Consider the following 15,205-nt stretch of genomic DNA (forward strand, 5'->3'; position numbering starts at 1 on the left):
AAATAAAAATTAAAAAATTAATAAGATTTCGAAAACCTACAGTAAGGAATACTGTAAGATTGCTTTATCATAAAGCCTTTGATAGGCATATTCATTTTTGGGTTCAATCCAGTTGTACTCAATAAGACGCCATTCTTCAGTGTATGAATCTAATTTCAGTAGTCGAATATATTCAATTCCACATATGACATAATCCTCCCAAAACTGAAGCAAATAACCTCCATTTTCAAGATGATATTTACTCGCTTCGTTATAGTTTTTAAACCATTTGTGGATTAAGCCAATCCCATTACTCCTAAAAAGCATATCTTTTTTTACGATATGAAGTTTTAAATCTTCCCAGCGGCTATAACCGTATTCTGAGGCAATAAGATGATAGATATCTTTTAGACGAATCTCTTTTATAGAGTTTTTAATTTCCGAAGAAGTTAAATCTTGGAAGATTGGCTGATTGGAATATTCTTTTACCGAACTTTCACTGCTCGATTTAAAGTTTTTCAGTAGTAACTTGGCTTCAACTTTTAGTTGCTTGAGCCTTATTGGGCGTAATTCTTTCATAATATCCTTTTAGTTGCCATTACTCACATTTGGCGGATTTATGAAACATTTGCATACCGAAAAAAAAGGTGACGTTGTCTTTTGTGAGTATAGGCATCCTTTTATTACCTAAGGTAAACTTAGAAATAAAATTTTAATATTTAAACAATTAACACCTATCTTTTTTGAGGTTTGATTTTTCTATGAAGAAAGGGCTTTGTATTTAACAATACAAACTTCAGGGATTCATTCTTATTAGCTTTTATTTTTTGACCTTCATTTAATGCAATTTCTGAAAATCTGAAAGGGATTAACTTGAAAAATTATTGCTAAATTAGCAACGATGAAAGATTTTATAAAATACATTCAACAATTTGCCCCTCTTAATGCGCAACAAATTGAAATAATTGAAAGCAAGGGCACAGAAATAGAACTCAAAAAAGGGGGCTATTTTATAGAAGAGGGGAAAGTATTGAAACAGGTAGGATTTGTGTTGGAGGGTATATTCCGTATTTATTATTTCAACCAGAAAGGTGAAGAAATAACTAAGATATTCATTGAGGAAAACCACTTGCTTTATAATCTAAAAAATATTCCATCTAAAGAATACATACAAGCGATTACCAACTGTAAACTACTGGTGTTCTCCAACCGAGATTGGGAAGAAATTTCTGACATAATAGTCGAATGGAAAACAATAATTCAAACAATAACCAATCGGTCACTAATCCAAAAATTGGAAAAGGTAAGTCCTTTGGTTTCACAAGATGCCACTACACGTTATTTGGAATTTATTCAAAAATATCCTACTCTTGTTAATCGCATTCCATTGTCCTACATTGCTTCATATTTGGGAATTACTCAACAATCTCTTAGCAGAATAAGAAAAAATCTTTATTAATTTACTTTTTACCATATGGTAAATAAGTTCATCTTTGGTCATTTTATATTTGCTGTAACAATAAAAAAGCAAGAGAATGAACAAAACAATTTTAATCACAGGTGCTTCCTCAGGGCTAGGAAAAGCTACAGCTAAATTATTTTCCTCTAAAGGGTGGACAGTAATCGCAACGATGCGCCATCCTGAGAACGAGACAGAACTAACACAGTATCCAAATATCCAACTTTTGAAACTCGATATCAGTAATAGTGAGCATATTGAGGAAGTAGTCGCTCAAGCAGAAAAAATCAGTCCAATAGATGTATTGTTTAACAATGCGGCCTATGGACTGATGGGACCCTTTGAAGGGGCATCCAACGAACAGTTAGGAAAACAAATTAACACCAATTTTTTAGGGACAATCTTGGTTACCAAAGCATTTCTCCCTCATTTTAGGAAAAGAGGAAGTGGAACAATTATTACCGTTACTTCCTCTACCGCAAACATACCTTATCCGTTTGTAGCTGTATATGCTGCTACAAAATCAGCCTTAGAAACTTGGACTGAAGGATTGAGTTATGAATTGAACCGATTTGGTGTGAATATTAAAACAATTGTGCCTGCCTATATGCAAACCAATTTTGGTGGTAATGCGGAAATGGTTTCTCATTCAGCATATGAAGATACCTTCAACCAATATTTCAGAGCTATGCGGGAGGACGCTAGTTTAAAACGGGATACGCCGGAACTAATTGCAAATGTTGTTTACGAAGCAGCTACGGACAATAAGAATCAATTACACTATCTTGCAGGTGACCTTGCTACCGAAGAGTATAATTGGCTAAAAAAAGAAGGAATTGAAAAGACAATGAACGAAATGAATAAGCGTTTTTTCTAAACTAAGAATAAGTTTTTTCTTTTTAAACTATATTAATTTCCTTATGCACTTTTCCATTATTCACAGGATAATGGAAAAGTGTTATTATTTCTAGCGTTGTAAAGCCTATCATTTTTGTCAAAATCTTTAAACGAACCGCCCATACAGTTAGGTATTGTTTTTTATTCCTATGTGATCATGAGAATTAGCTTTAGAATTCTAATTTTTGATTGAGGAATATTGGCTATTATACAAATGGATTTCCAATTACTCAATCCCTTGAACAATTCTTTTTCTATGTTGATATCCCCATTTCTCCATAGCTACCAAAACATCATTTAAACTGTAACTATATTCGGTCAATTCATATTGTACCGTTATAGGTTTGGTATCGCAGACTTTTCTGCTGACCAATCCGTTCATTTCCAATTCTTGCAATTCTTTCGACAAAATACGAGGGGAAATTCCCGCTTCTCTCGACAATTCATTAAACCCTTTTTTACCGCTTCGTAACACCGAAATCAGGATTAACTTCCATTTACCGCCTACTATATCAAGTGTATCACGTATTGCCAAATTAGCTTTTGCACAACTTTCTATCGTATGTTCTTTCATATACTATTCTTTTTGTAAGTACTATCCTTTTTGTAACAGATAGCAAATGTATAGTATTTATCCGGAACTTTGCTGAAGAATAATAAAATATTAAAAATTATGTCACAAAAAGCAATCAAAATTACGGGATGGGGAATGACCATCGTTTTAGCACTTGTGTTTACAATGAGTGCTTTTATGAAACTCACGCAAAACGAAACGGCCTTGGAACAAGCTTCTTCTATTGGCCTTGATGCTTCCACGTATCAGTTTATTGGGGTTATTGAAATCATCTCGCTGATACTCTTCATTATTCCAAGAACTGGAGTTTTGGGAGCAATGCTGTTAGTAGCTTATTTGGGCGGTGCTATCGCCACACATTTGCAACATCAACAACCGATAGCAATGGCGGTTATTTTTCAGACGCTGCTTTGGATTACGGCGTTTATTCGTTTCCCCGAACTGAAGCAAAGGATTTTTCAAACTAATAAAGCACAACAATCATGATACGCAGAAATATTTCAAAAATAACCCAAAACCATTGGCATAATGGTTTTTTGGGAACAGGACATCGTGCAATGGCGGTATTGGACGGTGTACCTTACAAAGACAGCGACCCTTTTATTTTGTTTATGGACGACAGCCTTAACCTTCCTGGTGGAGAACCCGTAGGAGGAGCACATCCACACGCTGGGTTTGAAACCTTAAGCTTGGTTTTGGAAGGCAATGAAAAAGATTGGAAAACGGGAAGTTTTGAACTAATGACCGCCGGAAAAGGCATTATCCACACCGAAGAAATCACTTCCAAACAAAAACTTCGTATGCTGCAAGTGTGGTTGGTACTACCGCCCGAAAAGCGATACGCTCAACCTTTCTTACAAAGAATGCTATTGGAAGAGGTACCCAAAATTAAAACCGATACATACGAAATTCGTGTGTATAGCGGAAGCAGTAACGGATTGATTTCGCCATTAAAAAACCATACGCCATTTACTTTGGTGGACTTTAGGTTAGAAGAAAAAGCTGTGGTAACACAAGAAATTCCATCGCACTACAATGGTTTGGTATATGTATTAAAAGGCAGTGTTAAAGCAGGCGACAAAATTATCAATGCCGAACAGGCAGGTTGGCTTGAAAAAATCACAGAAAATGGTGAGAGCGAATTACAATTTGAAGCATTGGTAAACGATACACATTTTGTGTTGTATGCAGGACAACCGCATAATGTTCCTGTGGTTCATCACGGACCTTTTGTAGCAGACACAATGGAAGACATCGCACAGATGTATCGAGATTTTCGTCAGGGAAAATTTCCGCATTTGAACGATTTGCCAAGCATTCAGAAAATATCCTATACTTCACAAATAAGTAATTGAAAACAATGTTTAGCGTTTTAAAGTTACTTTGTCGCGCTGGAGTTAGCAATTTACTAAAAGAACGGGAAAGGGAGTGAATTGCGCAAAACCGCCTGATATGTAAAGGTTGCTATAGCTATTGTATACTTCAGGCGGTGCATCCTGCGCAAGGATGTGAAGAAATGAGCGAAACTGATTTATCACATTCATTCATTTATAAGGTTCAGTTCTCTCAATATGAGGTCAACAATCTCCGTTCTGGCGTTTATAAAATGCTCATAGTCTATGGTTTTGGATTGAATACAATTTGCAAAATAATAGACATTGGTTTTTGTTTCTATGTAACCTACATACCAACCAATATTTTGATTGTCTTGCTGCCCCAAACCTGTTTTTGACCTTACAACAAAATCTGCACTTTCATTTGATACCATTATCTTTTTCAGAATATCAATGGATCGCTTTGAAAAAGGTAGCTGGTAATTATGAATTCTCCTTAAAAAATCAACTTGCTGTTTAGGAGTAATACGAAGTCCTCCACTCAACCAAAAACGATCAATACCGCCTGAGGTATTTGCATTGCCATATTGTGCTTTATTCAGCCAGTCTTCCATCTGTGAAGCGCCAATAGTTTTAGCAAGTTCTTGATAATACCAAACGGTAGAATTTTTAAATGCATTTTTTAGATCATGGTCTTTATTCCAAATAGGTAGTTGCCTTTCTACACTGTCCCAATTAATGATATGGTTTTCATCCTCTATATTACCCGTTTCGAGACCAATCAGTGAGTGACAAATTTTAAAGGTAGATGCGGGGGTAACTGCCTGATCAGAAAGAGCCGGATTGTACACTAGATATTTGTCTGCTTCCTGGTCGTATAAAACGAAGGTGCCCTCTACGTTAAATTGATCATAGTATTTTTTTAAATGACTTTGAACCTCGATGTGCTGAGCTTTTACAGTCAGATAAGGACTTAACAAGAAAGAAGTTAGGATAATTAGGATATTTCTGCTGTTAATCATCATTATTGCTTACATTAAATTATTATTGCATTTGTTTTTTCGCATTTTGCGTGATCAGCAGAAAGCGAAACCAAATTTATACATAATATGTCTAGTGAGTACCTAAATTTAAGTATAGAAACGCTACTTTTATTCTCATCAATGAATCTTAAGCCACCAATTCTCTAGTCGGGTAATGTTAGCATAAAATCAAGAATATCTTGCGCAATTTCCTTTACATGAGTTTCTAACGCAAAATGTCCTGTATCGTAAAGCTTGACAATTGCATCTGGTATATCTCTTTTGTAAGCTTTGGCACCTTCTGGAAGAAAATAAGGGTCTTTATCTCCCCAAGCTATCAAAGCCTTGGGCTGGTATTCTCTGAAGTATTTTTGAAATTCTGGATAAAGATCCACGTTATGTTTGTAATCATATAATAAGTCAAGTTGTTTTTCGTCAGATCCTGGCCGATCAAGAAAGTATTGGTCCAGTGTATATGCTTCAGGTGCAATTAATTCAGGATTTTCGACCCCGGTAAAATATTGAAACCTGAGCTCTTGCTCTTTTACAAATCCTCTTAGCGCATCCCTATCCTTTTCTGAGTTGCTAATCCAATATCTTTTTACTGCATCCCATGCAGTACCCAATCCTTCTTCATAAGCGTTGCCATTCTGCGATATAAATCCTGTTATTTTTTCTGGGTTTGCCATCATTAAGCGATAGCCCGTAGGTGCACCGTAATCAAATACATATACTGCAAACCTTTTGAGTTCCAAAGTGTCGATAAATGCCTGCATCACGTTAGTAAGGTTATCAAACGTGTAATCGAAATTTTCCCTTTTAGGAGAGTCTGAATAGCCAAATCCGGGAAGATCAGGAGCTATAACATGATACTTTTTATTCAAAATCGGAATAAGACTTCGAAACATATGTGATGATGTGGGATAGCCATGGAGAAGTAGTATTACTGGAGCGTCCTGTGGTCCAGACTCCCGATAGAAAATATTATGTCCGGCTGCATTTATTGTGCGATAGTAAATGTTACGCTCTGTGTTTTCTGTTTGTTTTTTTAGAGTCACTTTAGATTGTGCCATAATATATGGATTTAGTATTAAGGTTGATATGACAAGTATGCTTGTCACAGAAAATTTATTTGTTTTATTTCTCATACTACAAATTTATAGGCTATATTTGATTGTTAAAAATGATTTATTACGATATCAAATATCACAATTTATGATTTATGAACATTAATGATCTGAAATTATTTATGGCGGTTGCTTTTCATGGTAATTTTACCAAAGCTGCAGAAGCGTCTTATACTGTACAATCGAATGTAACAGCAAGGATAAAAAGTCTGGAAGAAGAGTTTGATACGAAATTGTTTTTGAGAACTTCTAGAAAGGTTGAACTTACCTCAGAAGGGGAGACACTACTACATTATTCCAAGCAAATTATTAACTTAATTGAAGAGGCAAAAATATCCATCGGAAAAAACGACATAGTTAATGGTCAAATTAAAATAGGCTTTCTAGAAACTACAATGGCTCATAAAGGACCTAGCATTGTCCACGAAATGGCTGACAAATTTCCTCTGATTGATCTTCATTTAACTTCAAGTATGCGTGATACGCTAATTGATAGCGTGTTAAACTACAAATTAGACGCAGCATTTATACCGCGCCGGTATACAACGAAGAGCTGAAACAGATTCATGTTAATGACGAGCGTATTGTCGCCGTAACGCCAATCTTTGTTAAAAATCTCGAAGATTTGCTAGAACAACCTCTTATGAAAGCAATTGTGTTTGATCAAGGTTGCTTTTTCAGAGCTCGATTGGAAGCTTGGCTGATAAGCCATAACATTATGAATTATCATAAAACGGTCATTAACTCCATAGAAGGAGTTGTCAATTTCATAGAATCTGGAATTGGTTTTAGCTTTCTGCCTGAAGAAATTGTATCAACCTTTTATAGTGGAAGGAAAATTAAAACACATGCTTTACCTAAAGAAATTGGGGCTGTCAAAAACGCCCTAATCTATCGTAAAGAGAGTGTATCCTCTCCTGTGCTCAAAGCGTTTATTAGTCTGTTTACATAATGAAATCTTGTAAAATGTATGATATACTGAAGAACCATATCGAAAAAATTATTTCCCTTACAGATTCCGAATTTGAATTTGTAGCTTCTTTGTTCACTCCAAAAGTCTATAAAAAAGGACAGTTCATCTTCCACGAAGGAGAGTATCTTACTAAGAATTTCTTTGTATGTAAAGGCTTATTAAAGCTTGTATATAATGATTCCGATGCGCGCGAACATATTGTTTCTTTTGCTATGGAGGATTGGTGGGAAACTGATTTTGAAGCATTTTATACACAGAAAAAAACAACCATGTCACTCATATGTCTAGAAGATACGGATGTATTATTTATTACCTATGATGACTACAAACATCTCTGCAATGCCTTGCCCAAAATAGAACATTTCTTTTTGGAAAAAGCGTACTTTGGATTTATCGCCGCACAAAAACGAATTCTTTCCGCCCTTACCTTGAACACTGCGGAGCGTTATCGTCAGCTGATCGAACGATATCCTAACTTAATCCAACGGGTACCCAAATCTCAATTGGCGGCTTATCTGGGTGTTTCTCGAGAAACATTAAGCAGGATATCGATCTAAAATCCAATCCATTAGCTTTTCTCGACAGCTCACAACTCATTCCCTCTATATAGCCTACTGTTTTTCTTTATTGCATATTTAAACTTCAACGTGTGACATACATCACTCCATAATTGTGATTTAGATCAACAGGGAGTGTCAAAATTGGAAACTAACTTTGCACTAAGCAATTAAAAACGAAAAAAGGATTCCTCTGTAAGGTAAAATGAAGAAAATAAGAAAACTTATTTAAATAGCAGTTTCTACAAATTGAATAGGAAAAGTACGGAGTAAAACGATATCTGATTTTAAAAGCATTACTATGTTAAACATATTTATTATTAACGGTGGCCAAATTTTTGGAACTTCAAGTGGACAATTAAACAAAAAACTGGCCGAAATTACAGCTAATTTCATGAGTAGCAATGGTTTCAATGTTCGTACTTCTGACATCAACTACGAATATGATGAACTTGTAGAACTCGAAAATTTCCTTTGGGCTGATATTACCATTTGGCATGTACCTATTTGGTGGTTTCAACTACCACATAGATTAAAAGAATATATGGATGTGGTTTTTAAAAACGGAGAAGGGAGGCTTTATGAAAGCGATGGCCGCACAAGAAATGATCCTCAATTAAATTACGGTAGAGGTGGGTTGCTTCATTCTAAAAAATATTTGATAACAACTAGTTGGAATGCACCGAAAGGAGCATTTACAATTAAAGGTGAAATCATGGACCAAACCTCGGTAGATGATGGTGTTTTATTTGGTTTTCATAGGGCAATGGAATTCTTGGGATTATCGAGGCTTAACGGATTTCATTTTTATGACGTTCTTAAAAATATGGATAAAGAACGCTTCGAAGAGTATAAGAATCAATATATAGAGCACCTTAATCGAACACTAAAAAAAGAGATTTTATTGGTTAGTAACCCTATTGATGGTAAAAACACTTAGCCAACGCACTCACCATATTGAGAGTCCCACTTTACTTCTTTTTGACTTTACAGCTCGAACAATGCACTGTATAGGGTGTAAAAAAGCTCTTACTATTTGGTTTAGCACAACAATTAAAAAAACAACTTAAAATTTACATACAATGAGATTATTAGATGATTTAAAATGGCGGTATGCCACCAAAAAATTTAGTAGCAAAAAAGTTTCAAATGAAGATATAGAAACTATAGTTGAAGCCATCAACCTTTCTGCTTCATCATTGGGAATGCAAACCTACAGAGTTTTTGTGATCGAAGATCAAGCGTTAAAGAAGAGACTCGGTGAGGGGTCTTTTAATACGCAAATAGGTGAATCTTCTCATCTATTGGTGTTTGCCGCTTTCGGATCCATTAGTCAAGAGATGATTGATGATTATATTACATTTTTCGCTTATGAAAGAGAACAGCCTGTCGAGGAATTAGCAGAGTTTAAACACGCCATTTGTAATTTTCTTTTGCCTCGTAGCGATGAAGAAAATTTCACATGGTCAAGTAAGCAAGCTTATATTGGCCTTGGAACTGCTCTAATTGCTGCCGCAAACCTAAAGATAGACGCTACGCCTATGGAAGGCTTTGATGCCGATAAGTTTGATAACTTATTAGAATTAAGGGATAAAAACTTGAAGAGTGTAGTATTGCTTGCCTTGGGTTATCGTGATCAAGAAAGAGATTTCTTAGCGAACCTTAAAAAGGTAAGAGTCCCAAATGAAGAGTTTGCTATTACTATTAAATAATCCGTTTCCCTTCTAAAACCAATCTTTCAATAGTTGTTTATCGAGATGTAATGGACATCTATTCAACCCCACACCACTACACAACAACTCACACAATATATGAGGTGCAAAAAAAGAAATCGCTTTTGCATACAGTAAACATAAAAAATAATTAAAAATGGAAAAAAGAGAATTTAGTCCTTGGACATGGCAGAATGAACGCAGTTATGTACAAGCAGTTGAAGTCAAAAATCCAGAAGGTATATTATATTGTTCCGGGCAGGCCGCTATAGAGCCCAATGGTATATCTAGCAATGAAGACATGAAGTCACAGCTTCAAAAAGCAATTTCTAATCTAGAAGAGGTGATATCCTTAGCAGGATATAAGTGTGAAGGCATGGTTCGATTAAAGGTGTACACGACCTCTATGCAAGATCTTTGGCCACATTTTCATATCCTTCAGGAATGGATAACCCAACATAATATCAGAACAGCTTTGACTGCCATGGAGGTCAATGTATTGTTTGAAACATTAAAAGTTGAGCTGGAAGCTACAGTTGTCAAATAAAAAAGAGAAAACAGTAAACAAAAAAGAAATAAAAGCAAATGTTTCTGAGCGGCATACAGCGTGAGGGATAGAAGCGACATCCTTTTGCGGTTCTGCAAGATCCGCAAAGATACAGCGGATAGCCCGACCCGCCTGCATTTTTTTGATAGCCTGGGCATGGGTGTTAAAATGCAGGCGGTGGCACGCCCAAATCCTATTTTTCGTCCCCAGTACTTATAGTATTTGTCAGTCTTTATACCTAATTATTCCATTAAATATTTAAGATACGACTATGTAATATGCTTACCTTAAGTAGAGTATTTCTTTCGGAGGAAGTGTGTTTTGCGTTTATAGAATAAAAATGAAAGACAGGAAGTTGTAATTGACTGTGAGACTCCTAATCACAAAGACCTAAATAACTAATAATATCACCTCTCAATAATCTTTTTTCGATGCTTGATTCCCCATTCGGAAAGGTTGTGGATAATAGGAATTAACATGTCACAATATTCAGTGATTTCGTATTGAATCGTGACAGGGTGTGTGTTCAAGACTGTACGTTTGATTAGCAAATTCATCTCCATATCTTTCAGTTCACGGCTTAAAACTTTCCCCGAAATCCCATCTACGTCTCTTAGTATTTCAGAAAATCTCTTTACGCCGAAACAGAGAGAAGCGAGGATTGATATTTTCCATTTTCCACTCAACACGTACATTGTATCGTGTACAGCCTGTATCCTTCTGCGAACGTCTGAACTATCTATTGTATCCATAAACTATCTCTGTTACCTAAATGTCACTGTTACTTTTTGTCATTAAGTGACAAAAGTATAAAATTATTTTGGAGATTTGCTACTGATAAGAGTAAATAAAATGAAAGTATTAATGTTTGGCAGGGGCGTTATTTCGACTCAATATGCTTGGGCACTTGAAAAAGCAGGTCATATCGTAGAGTTTTACGTACGGGAGGGTAGTAAAGCTAAATATGGAGAAAGTGTTTCTTTAAATATCTATGATGCAAGAAAATCACTAAGAGGCGTTCTGATAAATGAAAATTGGAGTATCAAAATAAAAGAAGACTTGAGTACCGAGCACGATTACGATTTAATAATTTTAAGTGTTCAACACTATCAGTTCGAAAGTGCAGTTAGTTTTTTAGCTAATAAAATCGGCAACGCAACATTACTTATTTTCAATAACTTTTGGGAAGAACCCCAAACATTGGTTTCCAATCTACCCATTAGCAAAATAGTCTGGGGCTTTCCAGTTGCAGGTGGTGGATTTGATGAAAAAGGTGTTTTAAAAGGGGGATTGATGAAAACAGTAGTCATTGGAACTTTTGGAACAGAACAAACACAGCGAGGTAGAGAAGTAATAAATCTTTTCAAATTATCGGGTTTTAAGGTAAAGGAAACTAAAGATTTTCGCTCGTGGCTGTTTTCACATTTTATATTTAATGCTTCATTGCACCTCGAGAACCTAAAACACAAGCAAATGTCCCTACTTGAATTAGTAACAACTACAAAATATTGGCGAAATGTAAAATTAAACGGTAAAGAACTACTGCTGCTACTCAAAGCAAGAAATGTGGATTTAAATGTAAACAAGGAATTAAATATATTTATTTTCCCTCCTTTCTTACTTGTCCTGATAAAAAAGTCAGCTATTTGGTTTTTACCTTACATAAAACAAGTATTGATAGGACATTCAAATTCTTACGAATTAAAATCATATTGTAAAGATGTTCTTTTGACAGCTGAAGAGCTAAAACTAAATCTTCCCAGATACGAACAAAACAAGCATCTATGGAATTAATAGTTTTGAATTTCAGGCTTTTGTGTCCTATATGCTTATTAGCTTTTCTTCGGAATATCTTAATGAAGGCTCGCTGAAAAAAAATTATTATCAATAAATTATTTATAGGATAAGTCTACTTAGATCCTCGCAGATCCCCAAAAGATATAGCGGATAGCCCGACCCGTCTGCATTTTTTTGATAGCCTGGGCATGGGTGTTAAAATGCAGGCGGTGGCACGCCCAAATCCTACTTTTCGTCCTGCCCGTCCATTTTCCGCAAAAGTTCCTCCCGAAGTGCATCAAGGAATTTTGTCCGGTTCATTTTTCTGTTTCTCAACTCTAAATAGGTCTGATAAAAATTACCCAAATCGATGCCAAATGCACTTTCAAAATACCGGGCTATTTCTCTTATATCGTTGTTCCCATTGTCAAACACCCTTTGATAGTGCAAGGCGTAAATCAATTCAATCAAAGAAGCTTTACTACCTGTCCAATTCAATCTCGGAAGGTCTTTATCTAATTTTTCGTGTTCTGTGTTTCTATACAGTTGGTCTTCGATATACACCTGTATCAGGTCGTTTGCGATTATTTTGGCAACCTTATAATCATGAGAAGTAGAAAAAGTCATATCAGACTGAAAATGTCCTGTATCAACGCATAGCTGAATGTCCAGCTGACCCCGTAAAAAATATTTATCGTCGAGAAAAGAGTTGTTACTCCGGTAATACTTATAGAAGTCGAGGTTGTTGTCAAAAAACCTCTTTAGCTTTTTCAGTTCTTTGTTTAGATACTTCCTTATGGGCTTTGTTCCATAAGGCTTTTTTGTTTCAATTTTGTAAATCGTATTGTAGTAAATGAGCTTGGCTACGATAACTGGTTTCTGATATTTGAAAAAACGGATTTCTTCATTAGTATTTTTAAACCCTCTTTTCAGAACATATTCTTTTAATTCGGATAGGCATTTGAGAACGAGATGTATTACAGTCTCTAACCGCGCTAAGGAACAATCGGTCTCTATCTCTACTTCGTCGATGGCTATCTCCAGTTCAGATATTTTTTCATTGTAAAACTGTTTCATTTCACTCCAATTAAGATTGATCCTGTTTTTGAAATGGCTTTTCCATTGGATTTAAATGTTAACGATCCATTAGAATCCGATAAACTTGAAAAAGTAACTGTGTCGTGATTTTGACACAGTTACTTGTGCTTGGTTAGTTGTTTTCAAAAACCAAACGTTCCAGTTTTACCTTACTTTTGATTGTACCAAAGAAAACGATAGCCTCATCTCCTTTTATCTCGGATATGGTTCCGACCGCTGATTGTCCCGTTAAACGAACAGTATCGCCAATTTTTATATTTTTTATCTCCTTGACAATATCATCAGTTAAAACTTGAACTGGCTGGGTAACAGGTTTTGATTTACCTAAGCCGTTCTCTATTTCCTTTCGCTTATTTTCCCAGTACAGTTTGTCTTTCGCAATGGATTGGAGAAATTTATCCATATTAATAAATTCTTCACCTATTCTACCGGAAGCATCAGCGATAATACTCTCGTCTAAACCTATTCTTCGGGCTACTTCAATTGCAAAAGAACTTCCCGGATTTCCTATCGAAAGTTTGTACATTGGGCAGTTATTTTCGGAATCGTACAGCATCGCACCATTGATTACTCCCTCTGTTTTATAGGCGAAATGCTTTAGATTTTGGAAATGCGTCGTAATCAATCCAAAGCTTTTTTTGTTATTGAAACGCTCCAAAAGTGTTTCTGCAATTGCGCCTCCGATTTGAGGCTCTGTTCCACCTCCAAACTCATCAATCAAAAGAAGCGTTTTGTCATCATTATGATCTACAAAAAACTTCATGTTCGTTAAATGCGAAGTATAGGTACTCAAACTATTCTCCATACTTTGCCCGTCGCCTATATCCATGAATATATTTTGGAAGACACCTGCTTTTGAACCCTCATCTACCGGAATTAACAATCCGCACTGTAGCATATATTGTAATAAAGCTACCGTTTTCAAGCAAAGTGACTTTCCTCCGGCATTAACTCCCGATACGATTAAAATCCTATCTTTTTCAGTCAGAAAAATATCCAGTGGATGTGCGTGTTGTTTTTGTTGTCGCAGTGCAATGTCCAATAATGGATGTACAGCATTAGTCCATTCAATATTCTGTCTGTTCTCCAATACGGGCTTTATAGCTTTGATACGTATCGAAAAAGATGCTTTTGCCTGAATAAAATCAATAGTTCCGAGGAAGTCGTATGATTTTAGAATTTCATCCACTTCGGGTCTGATTAAATTCGTAAACTCTGTCAATATCCGGGCAATCTCTTTTCGTTCATCATTTTGCAATTCCCTCAAGCGATTAGATGCCTCGACTACCGCCTCGGGTTCTATAAAGAATGTTTTTCCACTGCCAGAGCTGTCACGAACGACCCCTTTGATTTTTCTTTTGTTGGTAGCCGTCACCGGGATTAGATAATGCCCACCTCTCATATCGGCTTGGACATCTCTGCCTACGATACCCTGTGCTTGTGCCGTACGAAGTGCGGCAGCCATAGCTTTGGTAATATCTTTTTCCGCATCGATTTTATTTTTTCTGATGGTGTTCAGCAACTTGGAGGCATTGTCTTTTATTTGTCCAGACTTATCCAAGATTGAATTTGCCTTTTCGATGATTGATGGAAATGTCTTTATTTCATCTGCCAGTTTTTTGAGTTCAGGGTATTTTATCTTACCGGGCTGGTTTCTCGATTCGTCATTCAAAAATTCAACAATCCGAACAATAGTTTCCAGCGAATCGGATAATTGAGGGATTTCCTTTTCAGATAACCAAAAAGAATTGTCCGCTTCAACCTGTTTAAGGGCATCACGGATATCAATAAAGTGTTCCGAAGGGAAACTTTCTTTGTTGTTTATGATTTGAGAAAACTCATGGGTTTGTGTTAACCAACGTTCGATTGTTTCGAAATCAGTTGAAAAACGCATAGCGTTTACCTTGTCGATGCCTAAGGGGCTTAGACACTTCTCTTTAATATACTCACGTACAGCGTTGAAATCTATTTTATGTTCAAAATTTTCCGGATAAATATTCATCTCAAAATATGTTTAATAGCAAGCAATCAGACTATTGGGGTCTGAATACCAACTGTTTTTAAAAAATGTAAAAGGATTAATTTGAGATTGCCCATACCGCATCCTGATACTGTCAACTTAGAGATACGGAATTGAAATAATCTTGTAT

At 35.9% G+C, this 15,205-nt stretch carries 18 protein-coding genes; 11 read left to right on the plus strand and 7 right to left on the minus strand.

From position 1 onward, the window contains the following. Positions 1 to 36: 36 nt before the first annotated feature. Positions 37 to 558, minus strand: a complete 522-nt coding sequence (locus K5I29_RS03280) for a hypothetical protein (protein ID WP_264434427.1) — start codon at positions 556 to 558, stop codon at positions 37 to 39. A gap of 322 nt (positions 559 to 880) precedes the next feature. On the opposite strand from K5I29_RS03280, the gene K5I29_RS03285 reads away from it, so the two are divergent. Next, positions 881 to 1,438 carry a Crp/Fnr family transcriptional regulator gene (locus K5I29_RS03285; protein ID WP_133712786.1) on the plus strand — a complete coding sequence of 186 codons (558 nt, stop codon included), beginning with the start codon at positions 881 to 883 and terminating at the stop codon, positions 1,436 to 1,438. 76 nt (positions 1,439 to 1,514) lie between these two features. After that, on the plus strand, positions 1,515 to 2,315 hold the full coding sequence (locus K5I29_RS03290; protein WP_133712787.1) for an SDR family oxidoreductase: 801 nt from the start codon (positions 1,515 to 1,517) through the stop codon (positions 2,313 to 2,315). A gap of 246 nt (positions 2,316 to 2,561) precedes the next feature. Here K5I29_RS03290 and K5I29_RS03295 read toward each other — a convergent pair whose 3' ends face one another. Continuing rightward, a complete protein-coding gene (locus K5I29_RS03295; protein WP_264434428.1) occupies positions 2,562 to 2,909 on the minus strand; it encodes a winged helix-turn-helix transcriptional regulator in 348 nt (115 codons plus the stop codon). A 99-nt stretch (positions 2,910 to 3,008) separates the two neighbouring features. Here K5I29_RS03295 and K5I29_RS03300 point away from each other — a divergent pair, with 99 nt between their 5' ends. Both K5I29_RS03300 and K5I29_RS03305 read left to right on the plus strand, forming a co-directional pair. Further along, positions 3,009 to 3,395 (plus strand): DoxX family protein, encoded by a 387-nt coding sequence (locus tag K5I29_RS03300; RefSeq protein ID WP_264434429.1) that lies wholly within the window; start codon positions 3,009 to 3,011, stop codon positions 3,393 to 3,395. Continuing rightward, a complete protein-coding gene (locus tag K5I29_RS03305) occupies positions 3,392 to 4,264 on the plus strand; it encodes a pirin family protein (RefSeq protein ID WP_264434430.1) in 873 nt (290 codons plus the stop codon). The genes K5I29_RS03300 and K5I29_RS03305 overlap by 4 nt, the downstream gene beginning before the upstream one ends. A 185-nt stretch (positions 4,265 to 4,449) precedes the next feature. Here K5I29_RS03305 and blaOXA read toward each other — a convergent pair whose 3' ends face one another. Together blaOXA and K5I29_RS03315 are read right to left on the minus strand one after the other, a co-directional pair. Beyond that, complete coding sequence (gene blaOXA, locus K5I29_RS03310) at positions 4,450 to 5,268, minus strand: class D beta-lactamase (protein ID WP_264434431.1); 819 nt, start codon at positions 5,266 to 5,268, stop codon at positions 4,450 to 4,452. Positions 5,269 to 5,429: 161 nt separating this feature from the next. Then, positions 5,430 to 6,338, minus strand: coding sequence for an alpha/beta fold hydrolase (locus K5I29_RS03315; RefSeq protein WP_264434432.1), 909 nt, complete (start codon positions 6,336 to 6,338; stop codon positions 5,430 to 5,432). Positions 6,339 to 6,487: 149 nt separating this feature from the next. Between K5I29_RS03315 and K5I29_RS03320 the strand changes: the two genes are divergently transcribed. The 6 genes from K5I29_RS03320 to K5I29_RS03345 all read left to right on the plus strand — a co-directional run bounded on the left by K5I29_RS03320 (position 6,488) and on the right by K5I29_RS03345 (position 10,181). Next, positions 6,488 to 6,949, plus strand: coding sequence for a LysR family transcriptional regulator (locus K5I29_RS03320; RefSeq protein WP_264434433.1), 462 nt, complete (start codon positions 6,488 to 6,490; stop codon positions 6,947 to 6,949). Positions 6,950 to 6,975: 26 nt separating this feature from the next. Beyond that, positions 6,976 to 7,344: a LysR substrate-binding domain-containing protein gene (locus K5I29_RS03325; RefSeq protein WP_264435157.1), complete on the plus strand. Its 369-nt coding sequence runs from the start codon at positions 6,976 to 6,978 to the stop codon at positions 7,342 to 7,344. A gap of 14 nt (positions 7,345 to 7,358) precedes the next feature. Beyond that, entirely contained in the window at positions 7,359 to 7,922 is a 564-nt protein-coding gene (locus K5I29_RS03330) for a Crp/Fnr family transcriptional regulator (protein WP_264434434.1), read from the plus strand. 301 nt (positions 7,923 to 8,223) lie between these two features. Then, complete coding sequence (locus tag K5I29_RS03335) at positions 8,224 to 8,862, plus strand: NAD(P)H-dependent oxidoreductase (protein WP_264434435.1); 639 nt, start codon at positions 8,224 to 8,226, stop codon at positions 8,860 to 8,862. A 142-nt stretch (positions 8,863 to 9,004) separates the two neighbouring features. Then, complete coding sequence (locus K5I29_RS03340; protein ID WP_264434436.1) at positions 9,005 to 9,634, plus strand: NAD(P)H-dependent oxidoreductase; 630 nt, start codon at positions 9,005 to 9,007, stop codon at positions 9,632 to 9,634. A 157-nt stretch (positions 9,635 to 9,791) separates the two neighbouring features. Then, entirely contained in the window at positions 9,792 to 10,181 is a 390-nt protein-coding gene (locus K5I29_RS03345; RefSeq protein WP_264434437.1) for a RidA family protein, read from the plus strand. A 407-nt stretch (positions 10,182 to 10,588) separates the two neighbouring features. Here the strand turns inward: K5I29_RS03345 and K5I29_RS03350 are convergent, their stop codons facing one another. Continuing rightward, entirely contained in the window at positions 10,589 to 10,933 is a 345-nt protein-coding gene (locus tag K5I29_RS03350) for a winged helix-turn-helix transcriptional regulator (RefSeq protein ID WP_264434438.1), read from the minus strand. A 100-nt stretch (positions 10,934 to 11,033) separates the two neighbouring features. Here K5I29_RS03350 and K5I29_RS03355 point away from each other — a divergent pair, with 100 nt between their 5' ends. Then, on the plus strand, positions 11,034 to 11,975 hold the full coding sequence (locus K5I29_RS03355) for a ketopantoate reductase family protein (protein WP_264434439.1): 942 nt from the start codon (positions 11,034 to 11,036) through the stop codon (positions 11,973 to 11,975). 228 nt (positions 11,976 to 12,203) lie between these two features. Here the strand turns inward: K5I29_RS03355 and K5I29_RS03360 are convergent, their stop codons facing one another. Next, complete coding sequence (locus K5I29_RS03360; protein ID WP_264434440.1) at positions 12,204 to 13,034, minus strand: RteC domain-containing protein; 831 nt, start codon at positions 13,032 to 13,034, stop codon at positions 12,204 to 12,206. A 133-nt stretch (positions 13,035 to 13,167) separates the two neighbouring features. Beyond that, positions 13,168 to 15,057, minus strand: coding sequence for an endonuclease MutS2 (locus K5I29_RS03365; RefSeq protein ID WP_264434441.1), 1,890 nt, complete (start codon positions 15,055 to 15,057; stop codon positions 13,168 to 13,170). Positions 15,058 to 15,205 lie beyond the last annotated feature (148 nt).

This window comes from Flavobacterium agricola, assembly GCF_025919725.1.
In the GTDB taxonomy this organism is placed as follows: Bacteria; Bacteroidota; Bacteroidia; order Flavobacteriales; family Flavobacteriaceae; genus Flavobacterium; species Flavobacterium agricola.

Excerpts from the sequence above, each read along its gene's own strand:
- K5I29_RS03280 (WP_264434427.1), bottom strand. The coding sequence starts at position 558 with ATGAAAGAATTACGCCCAATAAGGCTCAAGCAACTAAAAGTTGAAGCC.
- K5I29_RS03290 (WP_133712787.1), top strand. The coding sequence starts at position 1,515 with ATGAACAAAACAATTTTAATCACAGGTGCTTCCTCAGGGCTAGGAAAA.
- K5I29_RS03295 (WP_264434428.1), bottom strand. The coding sequence starts at position 2,909 with ATGAAAGAACATACGATAGAAAGTTGTGCAAAAGCTAATTTGGCAATA.
- K5I29_RS03340 (WP_264434436.1), top strand. The coding sequence starts at position 9,005 with ATGAGATTATTAGATGATTTAAAATGGCGGTATGCCACCAAAAAATTT.
- K5I29_RS03360 (WP_264434440.1), bottom strand. The coding sequence starts at position 13,034 with ATGAAACAGTTTTACAATGAAAAAATATCTGAACTGGAGATAGCCATC.
- K5I29_RS03315 (WP_264434432.1), bottom strand. The coding sequence starts at position 6,338 with ATGGCACAATCTAAAGTGACTCTAAAAAAACAAACAGAAAACACAGAG.
- K5I29_RS03300 (WP_264434429.1), top strand. The coding sequence starts at position 3,009 with ATGTCACAAAAAGCAATCAAAATTACGGGATGGGGAATGACCATCGTT.
- K5I29_RS03335 (WP_264434435.1), top strand. The coding sequence starts at position 8,224 with ATGTTAAACATATTTATTATTAACGGTGGCCAAATTTTTGGAACTTCA.
- K5I29_RS03285 (WP_133712786.1), top strand. The coding sequence starts at position 881 with ATGAAAGATTTTATAAAATACATTCAACAATTTGCCCCTCTTAATGCG.
- K5I29_RS03345 (WP_264434437.1), top strand. The coding sequence starts at position 9,792 with ATGGAAAAAAGAGAATTTAGTCCTTGGACATGGCAGAATGAACGCAGT.
- K5I29_RS03365 (WP_264434441.1), bottom strand. The coding sequence starts at position 15,057 with ATGAATATTTATCCGGAAAATTTTGAACATAAAATAGATTTCAACGCT.
- K5I29_RS03305 (WP_264434430.1), top strand. The coding sequence starts at position 3,392 with ATGATACGCAGAAATATTTCAAAAATAACCCAAAACCATTGGCATAAT.
- K5I29_RS03350 (WP_264434438.1), bottom strand. The coding sequence starts at position 10,933 with ATGGATACAATAGATAGTTCAGACGTTCGCAGAAGGATACAGGCTGTA.
- blaOXA (WP_264434431.1), bottom strand. The coding sequence starts at position 5,268 with ATGATGATTAACAGCAGAAATATCCTAATTATCCTAACTTCTTTCTTG.
- K5I29_RS03330 (WP_264434434.1), top strand. The coding sequence starts at position 7,359 with ATGTATGATATACTGAAGAACCATATCGAAAAAATTATTTCCCTTACA.
- K5I29_RS03355 (WP_264434439.1), top strand. The coding sequence starts at position 11,034 with ATGAAAGTATTAATGTTTGGCAGGGGCGTTATTTCGACTCAATATGCT.
- K5I29_RS03320 (WP_264434433.1), top strand. The coding sequence starts at position 6,488 with ATGAACATTAATGATCTGAAATTATTTATGGCGGTTGCTTTTCATGGT.